Origin of the sequence: Catenuloplanes atrovinosus (genome assembly GCF_031458235.1) — a bacterium.
Lineage (GTDB): Bacteria > Actinomycetota > Actinomycetes > Mycobacteriales > Micromonosporaceae > Catenuloplanes > Catenuloplanes atrovinosus.
Genome location: NZ_JAVDYB010000001.1, coordinates 7,448,042 through 7,460,000, shown reverse-complemented (window position 1 = coordinate 7,460,000; position 11,959 = coordinate 7,448,042). Strand labels below are relative to the sequence as shown.

Annotated in this window: 6 protein-coding genes and 2 rRNA genes (1 of these 8 only partly in view); all 8 read left to right on the top strand. The window is 72.6% G+C overall.

The annotated features are described in order from the left end of the window. Positions 1-1,233, top strand: a 23S ribosomal RNA gene (locus tag J2S41_RS33230) (it extends 1,845 nt beyond the left edge of the window). 86 nt (positions 1,234-1,319) lie between these two features. Continuing rightward, positions 1,320-1,436: ribosomal RNA gene (rrf, locus tag J2S41_RS33225) — 5S ribosomal RNA — on the top strand. Positions 1,437-1,580: 144 nt separating this feature from the next. Beyond that, entirely contained in the window at positions 1,581-4,934 is a 3,354-nt protein-coding gene (locus tag J2S41_RS33220; RefSeq protein ID WP_310373928.1) for a DUF4132 domain-containing protein, read from the top strand. Between the two features lie 14 nt (positions 4,935-4,948). Then, entirely contained in the window at positions 4,949-6,022 is a 1,074-nt protein-coding gene (locus J2S41_RS33215; protein ID WP_310376708.1) for an ATP-binding protein, read from the top strand. After that, entirely contained in the window at positions 6,019-8,280 is a 2,262-nt protein-coding gene (locus tag J2S41_RS33210) for a DUF5682 family protein (protein WP_310373927.1), read from the top strand. Before J2S41_RS33215 ends, J2S41_RS33210 begins: the two co-directional genes overlap by 4 nt. After that, complete coding sequence (locus J2S41_RS33205; protein ID WP_310373926.1) at positions 8,277-9,395, top strand: VWA domain-containing protein; 1,119 nt, start codon at positions 8,277-8,279, stop codon at positions 9,393-9,395. The genes J2S41_RS33210 and J2S41_RS33205 overlap by 4 nt, the downstream gene beginning before the upstream one ends. Further along, positions 9,392-11,353 carry a YehQ family protein gene (locus tag J2S41_RS33200; protein ID WP_310373925.1) on the top strand — a complete coding sequence of 654 codons (1,962 nt, stop codon included), beginning with the start codon at positions 9,392-9,394 and terminating at the stop codon, positions 11,351-11,353. Before J2S41_RS33205 ends, J2S41_RS33200 begins: the two co-directional genes overlap by 4 nt. Then, positions 11,353-11,805, top strand: coding sequence for an NUDIX hydrolase (locus tag J2S41_RS33195; protein WP_310373924.1), 453 nt, complete (start codon positions 11,353-11,355; stop codon positions 11,803-11,805). The genes J2S41_RS33200 and J2S41_RS33195 overlap by 1 nt, the downstream gene beginning before the upstream one ends. Positions 11,806-11,959 lie beyond the last annotated feature (154 nt).

Genomic DNA, 11,959 nt, shown 5'->3' with positions numbered 1-11,959 from the left:
ACTCGGCAAATTGCCCCCGTAACTTAGGGAGAAGGGGGGCCGGACGCGTGAAGCCCCTTTGCGGGTGGAGCGTGGTATGGCCGCAGAGAGCAGGGGGAAGCGACTGTTTACTAAAAACACAGGTCCATGCGAAGTCGTAAGACGATGTATATGGACTGACGCCTGCCCGGTGCTGGAACGTTAAGGGGACCGGTTAGCTCTTCGGGGCGAGGCTGAGAACTTAAGCGCCAGTAAACGGCGGTGGTAACTATAACCATCCTAAGGTAGCGAAATTCCTTGTCGGGTAAGTTCCGACCTGCACGAATGGCGTAACGACTTCCCCACTGTCTCAACCACAGGCCCGGCGAAATTGCAGTACGAGTAAAGATGCTCGTTACGCGCGGCAGGACGGAAAGACCCCGGGACCTTTACTATAGCTTGACATTGGTATTTGGGTTGGCTTGTGTAGGATAGGTGGGAGCCGGTGAAGCTCGGACGCCAGTTCGGGTGGAGGCAATCTTGAAATACCACTCTGGTTGATCTGGGTATCTAACTTCGGGCCCTTATCGGGTTCAGGGACAGTGTCTGGTGGGTAGTTTAACTGGGGCGGTTGCCTCCTAAAGGGTAACGGAGGCGCCCAAAGGTTCCCTCAGCCTGGTTGGCAATCAGGTGTTGAGTGTAAGTGCACAAGGGAGCTTGACTGTGAGACTGACGGGTCGAGCAGGGACGAAAGTCGGGACTAGTGATCCGGCACTTGCGTGTGGAAGCGGTGTCGCTCAACGGATAAAAGGTACCCCGGGGATAACAGGCTGATCTTCCCCAAGAGTCCATATCGACGGGATGGTTTGGCACCTCGATGTCGGCTCGTCGCATCCTGGGGCTGTAGCAGGTCCCAAGGGTTGGGCTGTTCGCCCATTAAAGCGGTACGCGAGCTGGGTTTAGAACGTCGTGAGACAGTTCGGTCCCTATCCGCCGCGCGCGTAGGATACTTGAGAAGGGCTGTCCCTAGTACGAGAGGACCGGGACGGACGAACCTCTGGTGTGCCAGTTGTCCTGCCATGGGCATGGCTGGTTGGCTACGTTCGGAAGGGATAACCGCTGAAAGCATCTAAGCGGGAAGCTCGCTTCAAGATGAGGTATCCCACCCACTTGTTGGGGTAAGGCTCCCAGTAGATGACTGGGTTGATAGGCCGGAGATGTAAGCACGGTAACGTGTTGAGTTGACCGGTACTAATAGGCCGAGGACTTGACTACAGTCCTTAAAGCGTAGATGTTTGCGTCCACTGTGTGATGTCTGAGCAAACAACCGTGATGTTTTCCGGTTGATATGTTCATAGTGTTACGGCGGTTATAGCGGAGGGGAAACGCCCGGTCACATTCCGAACCCGGAAGCTAAGCCCTCCAGCGCCGATGGTACTGCACTCGGGAGGGTGTGGGAGAGTAGGACACCGCCGGACTTCTTCATGATCAGGGCCACCCCATTCGGGGTGGCCCTGATGTGTTTTCCGGGACGATGGAGATCCACCCGGCCGGTGGAGCAGAAATGTCGCACCCGCTGGATACGGTGACGCCGCACGTGAGCGAGCCGCGGGAGGTACGTCATGACAGCGGAGAAGCCGGCCGGGACCCTGCCGGACGAGGACGCGTTCGTCATCCAGCCGGCCTGGCTGCGGACCCGATACGCCCGCCGTGGCGAGCCGGGACTGAAATCGCGCAAGGTCGACGGTGACAAGGCGCGGGCGGTCCTGGCCGAGTTCAACAGCGCCGCGCCGAGCAGGGTGCGCAGGGTCCTCGAGCACCCGAAGACGGACCCGGAGATCACCGCGGCCGGCCTGGCGTACCACCTGGAGGAGCCGGACCCGACACCGGCCGGTGCCGCCGCGGTCGCGCTCGCCTGGCACTCCGTGCTGAACTTCGAGCACGCGGAGAAGGTGCCGGCGCTCGCCGACCTGTGGCTGACCCGGCACGGCCTGCGGTTCGCGGTCGAGGCCGTCGTGGAGCTGTTCACCATGGCGGTCGGCGAGGAGCGGGGCTCCAGCAACTGGCCGCTGCACTACGTGGCCGCCACGCCCGCGCGCTTCGACGCGCACAAGAAGGCGCTGCTCGACCTGGCCGGCCGCGTCCGGCACGCCCTGGCGACCGCGCCGGACGAGGAGTACCGGGAGATCGTGGCGCTCCTGGCGGCGCAGCGCGAGGCCGGTTTCCTGCGGCGCCTCGCCACCTCGTTCCTGGCCCCGACCGAGCGCGCCTGGGTGGACGCGGACACCGTCGAGCTCGTCACCGCCGGCGCGGACTCGCACGCCCAGGTGCTGCTCACCTCGGTCAGCACGAAGGAGCAGGTGGACCGGGTCGTACCCATGGTGGAGCCCTGGTGGATGCTCTACCACGCCGCGCTGCTCACCTCGTTCCTGATCGGTGCCGGCGTGCACGCGCTTCCCGGACTGCTGAGCTGGCTGAACACCCAGGCCGCGGAGTACGCGAAGCGGTTCCTGCCGGCGATCGGCGCGATCCCGACGGACGAGGCCTTCGCGGCGCTGCTCGACCGGGTGGACGAGCGCTACGTGCTGCCGGAGCTGCAGGCAGCCGCCGCCCGGTTCCCGGTCCGGGCGATCCGGCTGCTGACCGCGCGCCCGGCGACCAAGCGCACGCTGTCCGAGCTGCTGCACGCGCACGTCCTGGCCCACCCCGAGCTGGCCGCCCGCCTGGTGGACGAGGGCGCGCTCCCCGAGGCGTCGGCGGCCCGGGTGCGCGACGTGCTCGCCCGCGCCGCGGACGTGGACGAGGCTCCGGTCGAGACGCTCCCGCCGGTCCTGGTCAGCCCGCCGTGGACGGCGAGGCGCACCGTGCGCAAGCCCACGGTGATCACCGGCCTGACATGCGCCGACGAGGTGGTGCTGGACTGGGCGCCCGGCGAGGCGGAGGCCTGGTCGACGCTGCGGTTCGAGCAGATGGGCTGGGCGGCGAAGCTGGACTGGACGGCGGTCAGCGCCGACCGTCAGCGGCGTCGCACCGGCACGTGGTTCCGGACCGGCCTGTTCTTCGCGATGGCACCGCTGTCCCTGACGCTCCCCCAGATCGGCACCTGGGTGCCGCGTGACCTGTGGGAGCCGAGCGAGATCATGCGCGTGGTGGTGGCCCGGCACGGGATCGTGGCGTACCCGGCCGCGGTGGCCGCCGCCAAGGCGATGCCGCAGGCCGCGGCCGCGCTGCTGCCGTTCACGTCGCCGGAGGTCGCGACGCTGATGGCGGAGTGGTACTCACGGCTCAAATCGCTGCGCACGCTCGCGCTCACCTGGCTGACCCGGCACCCGGTCTCCGCGGCCCGCGCGCTGGTGCCCGCGGCCGTCGGCAAGGCCGGCACCGACCGGCGCTACGCGGAGTCCGCGCTGCTGGCGATCGTGGCCGCCGGCTACCCGGACGCGGTGCGGATGGCCGCGCGGTCGTACGGCGAGGAGGTCGCCGCCGAGGTCGAGCCGCTGATCACCACCGACCCGCTGGATCGGCTCCCGGCCAAGATGCCCGTGATCCCCGAGTGGGCCGACCCGGCGCTGCTGCCCCGGCCGCGGACGCCCGCCGGCGCGCTCCCGCTCGACTCGGCCCGGCACGTGCTGACCATGCTGGCCCTGTCGCGCCTCGCCGAGCCGTACCCCGGCCTGGAGATCGTGCGGGAGACGGTGGACCGGCGGAGCCTGGCCGAGTTCGCCTGGGGGCTGTTCCGGCGCTGGCAGGCGGCCGGCATGCCGTCGAAGGAGGCGTGGGCGTTCGAGGCGCTCGCGCATCTCGGCGACGACGACGTGGTGCGCCGGCTGACTCCGCTGCTCCGCGCGTGGCCGGGCGAGGGCGGGCACGCCCGCGCGGTGACCGGCCTGGAGATCCTCTCCATGATCGGCACCGACGTGGCGCTGATGCACCTGCACGGCATCGCGCAGAAGGTGAAGTTCAAGGGCCTCAAGGACCGGGCGAACGAGAAGATGGCCGAGGTGGCGGCCGCGCTGGAGCTGCGCCCGGAGCAGCTCGCCGACCGGCTGCTGCCCGACTTCGGGTTGGACGGGTCGGGCAGCCTCACGCTCGACTACGGGCCGCGCCGGTTCGTGGTCGGCTTCGACGAGCAGCTGAAGCCGTTCGTCACCGACGAGGCCGGCAAGCGGGTGAAGGCGCTGCCCAAGCCGGGGGCGAGGGACGACGCCGAGCTGGCGCCGGAGGCGTACCGCCGGTTCTCGGGGTTGAAAAAGGATGTGCGCACGGTCGCGAGCGACCAGATCCGGCGCCTGGAGCAGGCGATGGTGGACGGCCGGCGGTGGACCGGGCCGGAGTTCGCGCGGTACCTGGTCGGGCATCCGCTGCTGGTGCACATCGTGCGCCGGGTGGTGTGGGGTGTCTACGACGCCGGCGGAGCGCTGACCGGGACGCTGCGGGTGGCCGAGGACCGGTCGTTCGCGGACGTGGACGACGCGCCGGTGACGGTGCCGGACGACGCGACGATCGGCGTGGCGCATCCGCTGACGCTCGGCGACGCGCTGCCGGGCTGGGCCGAGGTCTTCGCGGACTACGAGATCCTCCAGCCGTTCCCGCAGCTCGGCCGCGAGACGTTCCGGCTGGAACCGGGCGAGCGGCAGCGGGCCGACCTGGCGCGGTTCGCGGATGTCACGGTCCCGGCCACCAGGCTGCTCGGGCTGGAGCGGCGCGGCTGGCGGCGCGGCGAGGTCGGCGACGGCGGCCATCAGGGCTGGTTCGAGCGCGACCTGGGCGACGACCTGGTCATGATGGTTCACATGGATCCGGGCATGGCGGTCGGTGCCGTCGACTACTTCCCGGAGCAGCGCCTGGTCGAGGTGTCCGTGGAGAAGGCGGGCGCGTCCTACTGGCAGCGCGGCAAGAACAAAACCACGCTGGGTGACCTCGACGAGATCCAGGTTTCCGAGATCATCCGCGATGTGAACGAGGTGACCGCGTGACCGACGTGACGACGATGCAGCGCCCGCCGGCCGAGGTCCGGTACGCGGACGAGCTGCGGCGGCTCCGGGAGACGGACTCCGATCCGCGCCCGCCGGGCTGGGCGCTGAGCCTGCGCGCGGCCCGCCGGTTCATCATCGGCGACGAGCGGGCCGGCATCACGCGCAAGTTCGTCGGCGACCCGTCGCTGATCGACCGCGCGCTGGTCAGCCTCGCCACCAGCCGCGGCCTGATGCTGGTCGGCGAGCCCGGCACCGCGAAGTCGTTGCTCTCCGAGCTGTTGGCGGCCGCGGTCAGCGGCGACTCGACGCTGACCATCCAGGGCGGCGCGGCGACCACCGAGGACCAGATCAAGTACTCGTGGAACTACGCGCTGCTGGTCGCGGACGGCCCGTCGACGCGCTCGCTGGTCCCGGCGCCGCTGCTGCGCGGCATGTCCGAGGGCAAGGTGGTCCGGTTCGAGGAGATCACCCGCTGCCCGCTGGAGGTGCAGGACTGCCTGCTGTCGCCGCTGTCCGACCGGGTGATGGCGGTCCCGGAACTGACCGGCCCGGAGGCGATGGTGTTCGCCACCGAGGGCTTCAACATCATCGCGACCGCGAACACGCGCGACCGGGGCGTCAACGAGATGAGCTCCGCGCTCAAGCGCCGCTTCAACTTCGAGACCGTGTTCCCGATCGCGGACCTGTCCACCGAGCTGTCGCTGGTCGAGGCGGAGGCGTCCGCGCTGCTGCGGCGCTCCGGCGTCACCGCGGCGCCGCGCCGGGACGTGCTGGAGGTGCTGGTCACCGCGTTCCGGGAGCTGCGCGTGGGACAGACCGCGCGCGGCGACTCGATGGACCGGCTGACCTCCGTGATGAGCACGGCCGAGGCGGTCTCCGTGGCGCACGCGGTGGGCCTGCGCGGCTGGTTCCTGCGCGGCGAGGCCGGCACCGCCGAGGACGTGGTCTCCTGCCTGGCCGGCACCGCGGCCAAGGACAGCCCGGAGGACCTGGCGAAGCTGCGCCGATACCTGGAGCAGCAGGTCCGCGGACGCCGGGGCACGCAGTGGAAGGCGCTGTACGACGCCCGTCACCTGCTCCCCGGATGATCACTTTCATCGGGGTCCGGCACCACAGCCCGGCGTGCGCGCGCCTGGTCGACGAGACGATCAGGGCGGTCCGCCCGGCGTACGTGCTGGTCGAGGGCCCGGTCGAGATGAACGCGCGGATCGGCGAGCTGCTGCTCGGGCATCAGCTTCCGATCGCGGTGTTCAGCAGCTACGCCGACGGCGAGCGGCACCACGCGTCGTGGGCGCCGTTCTGCGACTACTCCCCGGAGTGGACCGCGCTCACCGCGGGCCGGGCGGTCGGCGCGGAACTGCGCTTCATCGACCTGCCCGCCTGGCATCCGGCCTTCGCCGACCGGCGCAACCGGTACGCGGACGCGGAGCAGCGGTACGCGGAGGTGATCGACCGGCTGTGCCGCGAGTTCGCGGTGGACAACGTGGACACGCTCTGGGACCACCTGTTCGAGGTGGCGGAGCCGGACGGGCTGGCCGAGCGGCTGGCCGCCTACTTCGACCTGATCCGCGGCGAGGCCGAGGCCGGCGCGGACGACGTGGCGCGCGAGGCGTACATGGCGTCCTGGATCCGGCGCACCCGGCGGGAGGCGGGCGACCGGCCGATCGTGGTGGTGACCGGCGGGTTCCACCGGCCGGCGCTGGTCCGGCTGGCGGCGCTGCCCGGCGACGACGAGCCGGTCGAGCATGCGCTGCCCGCGGACGCGTCCGGCGGCAGCTACCTGGTGCCGTACTCGTTCCGGCGTCTCGACTCGTTCGACGGCTACCAGTCCGGGATGCCGTCCCCGGCGTACTATCAGCGGCTCTTCGAGGACGGTCTGGAGGCCGCGGCCGATCACCTGCTGGCGGCCGTGGTGGCGCGGCTGCGCGGGCGCGGGCAGCGGCTCTCCACCGCGGACCTGATCGCGGCGACCGCGTCCGCGGCGGGCCTGGCGCTGGTCCGCGGCCACCGGCACCGCTCCCGGACCGACGTGCTGGACGGGCTCGCGTCCGCGCTGCTGGACGAGGCGCTGGACGTGCCGCTGCCCTGGTCGACGCGGGGCACGCCGGCGCCCGGCACGCACCCGGTGGTGGTGGAGATGGTCGCGGCGCTCAGCGGTGACCGGACCGGCCGCCTGCACCCGGACACGCCCGCGCCGCCGCTGGTGCACCACGCCGTCGCGGAGCTGGCGCGGCACGACCTGGACCGGGACGGCAACCGCCGCCTGGACCTGGCCCGCGACGACGAGCGCGAGGTCAGCCGGGTGCTGCACCGGCTGCGCATCCTGGGCGTGCCCGGCTTCACCCGCCGGTCCGGGCCGCGGACCGGCATCGACCCGCAGCCGGTCGAGGAGTGGACGCTCGCCCGGGACGACCGGCGCCTGCCCGCGCTGATCGAGGCCGGCGGGTACGGCGCGACGCTCGGCGAGGCCGCCGGTGCACTGCTCGCCGAGCGCGTCCTGCTGGTCGGCGGCGACGTGGAGCGCTTGGCCGCCGTGCTGTTCGACGCCGCGCTGGCCGGCATCCCCGACCTGCCCGGCCGGGTGCTGGACGCGATCGGCCGCGCGATCGGCGCCACGCCGGAGATGGGCCCGCTGGGCCGGGTGCTGGAGATCGTGCTCGCGCTGTGGCGGCACGACCGGCTGCTCGGCACGGCCGGCAGCGCGCCGCTCGGCACGGTGATCGCCGAGTCCGTGGCGCGCATCCTGTGGCTGGCCGAGGGCGTCCGGGGCGGCGCCGCCCCGGCGGACCTGCCCCGGATCGCCGCGCTGGCCGCGGTCCGGGACGCGCTGGTGCACGCGGGCGCCGCGCTGGACCTGGACCGGGACGCGGCGCTGGACGTGGCCGCGCGGCTGGCGCTGAGCGCGGACGCGCCGCCGGACCTGCGCGGCGCGGGCTTCGGGTTCGGCTGGTCGCTGGGCGCGGAGCGGGCCGGTGACCCGGCCCGGGTGGTGCGTGGCGCGTTCACGCCGTCGTCCGCCGGCGACTGGCTGGCCGGGCTGTTCGCGCTGGCCCGCGAGGAGGTGCTGCAGGCCGGCGGCGTGCTCGACGTGCTGGACGAGGCGATGGACGCGATGGGAGACGAGGACTTTTTGATCGCGCTGCCCGCGCTGCGGCAGGCGTTCGAGTTCTTCCCGCCGCGCGAGCGGGACACGATCGCGCGGCACCTGCTGGCCCGGCGCGGGATCGCCGGGGACAGCCGCGCGCTGCTGCGCCTGGACGCCGCGCCCGACCTGATCGCGGCGGGTGTGGAGCTGGACGGCCGGGTCGCGGACCTGCTGCACCGGGAGGGGCTGATCACGACGTGACGACGGATCCGACGCTGGAGCGCTGGCGGCTGGTGCTCGGCGAGCCGGGCGAGTCCGTGCTGAACGGGCAGCCGCTGAGCGGTGAGGCCGCCTCCCGCGACGCGGCGCTGGACTGGCTCTACGGCCGGGACGAGGAACTGCGCACGCGCGGCATCCGGGGCGGCGCGGGCCCGTCCCCGCTCACCACCGTGGACTGGCTGACCGGCATCGGCCGGCTGTTCCCCAAGGAGACGATCGAGCGGCTGCAGCGGGACGCGGTCGAGAAGTACGAGATCCACGACGTGGTCACGAACCCGGCCGTGCTGGAGACGATCACGCCGAACCAGACGCTGCTCAAGGCCGTGCTGCACACCAAGCACCTGATGAACCCGGACGTGCTGCGGCTGGCCCGGCGGATCGTGGAGGCCGTGGTCCGCGACCTGATGGAGAAGCTGAAGGCCGAGGTGCGCAACTCGTTCAGCGGCAGCCGCAGCCGGCGTCCGAGCCGGTTCAGGCAGGCGCGGAACTTCGACGTCCGGCGCACGATCCGGGACAACCTGGCGCACTTCCGGCCCGAGGACCGGCGGCTGCTGATCGAGACGCCGTACTTCTTCTCCCGTACCCGCCGGCACCTGGACCAGTGGCAGGTGATCCTGCTGGTCGACCAGTCCGGCTCGATGACCGGCTCGGTGATCCACTCCGCGGTCACCGCGGCCTGCCTGTGGGGGTTGCCCGGCATCCGGACGCACCTGGTCGCGTTCGACACCGAGGTCGTCGACCTCACGTCCGACGTGGACGATCCGGTCGAGCTGCTGATGAAGGTCCAGCTCGGCGGCGGTACCAACATCGCGCGCGCGGTGCAGTACGGCAGCGGACTGATCGAGGCGCCACGCCGCACGATCCTGGTGCTGATCAGCGACTTCTACGAGGGCGGCGACCCGCACCATCTGGTCCGGCTGATCGGCGGCCTGGTCGACCAGGGCACCAAGGTGTTCTGCCTGGCCGCGCTGGACACGGCCGCGAACCCGCACTACGACACGCACACCGCCCAGCGCTTCGCGAACGTGGGAGCCGCGGTCGGCGCGATGACGCCCGGCGAACTCGCCGCGTTCATCGCGGAGCACGTCAACCGATGAGGGCCGACCTGCTCGCGCTGACCCCGGACGCGCTGGCCGCCCTGACCAACCGCGGCCTGGTCAAACGCGCGGCCAAGGAGGTGGACGCGGCGCCGCCGGCGGTGACCGAGGAGGCGGACGGCACGGTCGTCGCGGTGTTCACGGACGGGCCGGTGACCCGGCTGCCGGCCGGCGGACTGGCGACGGGCACCTGCACCTGCGGGGCGACCGGCGCCTGCCGGCACCTGCTCGCGCTGGTGCTCACGTACCAGCGCGCCGCCGAGACGGGCGTCGCGCCACAGCGGACCGCCGAGGCCGGGGAACCGGTGGGCTGGTCGCCGGGCACGTTCACGGACGAGCAGCTCCAAGCGCGGATCGGGGCCCGGCTGATGACCGCGGCACGCCGGGCGCTGCGCGCCGGCTACCTGGCCCGGGTGCGCCGCCCTACCGCCGCCGACCCGGCGGCGCAGGTCGACCTCGGCTCCGCCACCGTCCGCTTCCTGGTCCCGCACGACCTCGGCTTCGTGCACACGGACGCGGTCGCGGGCGCGCGCGACGACGTGCTCGCGCTCGCGGTCTGGGCGTTCCGGGCCGCGGACGAGCGCGCGCCGGGCGCGCCGGAGATCCAGATCGAGGTTGGGGGTACGGAACCGGCCGCCGCCGAGGACGGCACCGGGCTGGCCCCGGCCGTGGCGGTGGCGTCCGCGCTGCTCCGCGACGGTGCGGTGCACGCCGGGCCGGGCCTGGCGTCCGCGCTCGCCGAGGCGCGCCGCGGGCTGGACGCGGCCGGACTGCGCTGGCCACTGCTCGCGGTCGCGGACCTGGCGGAGCTGCTGGCCGCGTACCGCGACCGGGGCGCCGGCTACCGGCCGGAGGCGCTGGCCGAGCTGCTGGTGGAGCTGCACGCGCGGGACCGGACCATGCGCAACGGCGGCTCCGGGCTGCGCAGCCGGGTGCTGGGCACGGAGGAGGCGGCCGAGACGCCACTGCGCCGCACCCGGTTGGAGAGCCTCGGATGCCGGGTGAGCGAGCTGGGCGACGACCGTACCGTCGAGGTTTTCCTCGCGCACGCGGACAGCACCACCGTGCTGGTGCTGCGCCGCACGTGGACCACGGGCGAGGACGGGCCCGCGCTGGCCCGCCGCCGGGCCGGTGGCGTCGCGCTCGGCGCCCTGGCCGGCGGCAACGTGGTCACGGAGTCGGCCGTGCGCAGCGCGAGCCGCGTGGTGCGGCTGGCCACCGGCCGGCTGGCGAAGACGTCCGCAACGCCCTCGCACGGCACCTGGGAGCAGCTGCCTGGCGGGCTGTTCGTCGGCTCCTACGACGAGGAGCGGCGGCGCCTCGACGCGCTGCCGCCGCGTCCGGTCCGGCCGCGGGTCGAGGCCGAACTGGTGCGCGCGCTCGCCGTCGCGGAGGTGCGCGACGTCGTCTACTCACCCGGCCGGCAGCGGCTGGACGCGCTGGTCGCGGACGCGTCCGGCACGCTCGCCCGGATCGTCGCGCACCACACGTCCGCCGCGCCCGGCCGGCTCGACGCGCTGGCCGCCGCGCTCACCGGCGATCACGGCCCGGTGCGGCTGGTCAGCGGCGGCGTGCGGCGCTCGGCCGGCGGCCTGGTCATCGACCCGCTGGCGATCGCCGCGGACGGCCCGATCGTGGTGCCGGACCTGACGGCGCCGGACGGCCGGGCGGACGCGCTGCCGCACGGCGTCATCCCGTCGGACCCGCTGGCCGACGCGCTGACCCAGGCCGAGGGCGTGCTGGCGGAGGCGGCGCACCGGGGCCTGGCCCACCTGCCGGCCTCGTTCCCGGACCGGCTGCGCGCGGAGGCGACCGCGCTCACCGGCCTCGGGCTGCGGCGCGCCGCCGACGCGATCCGCCACCTCGCCGACTCGCTCGGCCCCGACCCGTCCGACGCGGCCGTGACGTCCTGGGTGGACGCCGCGCTGTTCGTCAGCACCGCATTGGAGCTGCGCTGATGCCGTACACGAGCCCGCTCGACGTGTTCCTGGTCCTGTCCCGCGGCACCGAGGTGCTGTTGGCGTTGCGGCGGAACACCGGCTTCGCGGACGGCCTGTGGAACGTGCCGTCCGGCAAGGTCGAACAGGGCGAGAGCGTGCGCGCGGCCGTGCTCCGCGAGGCGCGCGAGGAGGCCGGCCTCACACTGTCCGCCGTGGACGTGCGGCTGGCCACCACCGTGCACCTGGCCAGGCCGGACGGGCACGCGCGGGTCGGCCTGTTCTTCCACGCGACGCACGACCCGGCCCGGCACGGCGAACCGGTCAACGCGGAGCCGCACAAATGCGCGGGGCTCGCCTGGTTCCCGGCCGGCGCGCTGCCCTCGGACACCGAGCCGTACAACGTCGCCGGTCTCACCGGCTGGCGCACCGGCACCCCGCTGGTCCTGCACGGCTGGCCGGCCGACCGGTGAGGCCGGGACATCGTCCTTCCCGCTTCCGGCGTGGTCGCGGTCCGAACGCTCCCGCGGGCACCGGCCGTCGCCGGCGCTCCTCCCTGCCGGTCCGCGGGGCCGGCCTACCAGCCACGCGGCCTCCGCACGGGCCGCGATTCCCGCCGCGGTTCGG

Excerpts from the sequence above, each read along its gene's own strand:
- J2S41_RS33220 (WP_310373928.1), top strand. The coding sequence starts at position 1,581 with ATGACAGCGGAGAAGCCGGCCGGGACCCTGCCGGACGAGGACGCGTTC.
- J2S41_RS33215 (WP_310376708.1), top strand. The coding sequence starts at position 4,949 with ATGCAGCGCCCGCCGGCCGAGGTCCGGTACGCGGACGAGCTGCGGCGG.
- J2S41_RS33210 (WP_310373927.1), top strand. The coding sequence starts at position 6,019 with ATGATCACTTTCATCGGGGTCCGGCACCACAGCCCGGCGTGCGCGCGC.
- J2S41_RS33200 (WP_310373925.1), top strand. The coding sequence starts at position 9,392 with ATGAGGGCCGACCTGCTCGCGCTGACCCCGGACGCGCTGGCCGCCCTG.
- J2S41_RS33195 (WP_310373924.1), top strand. The coding sequence starts at position 11,353 with ATGCCGTACACGAGCCCGCTCGACGTGTTCCTGGTCCTGTCCCGCGGC.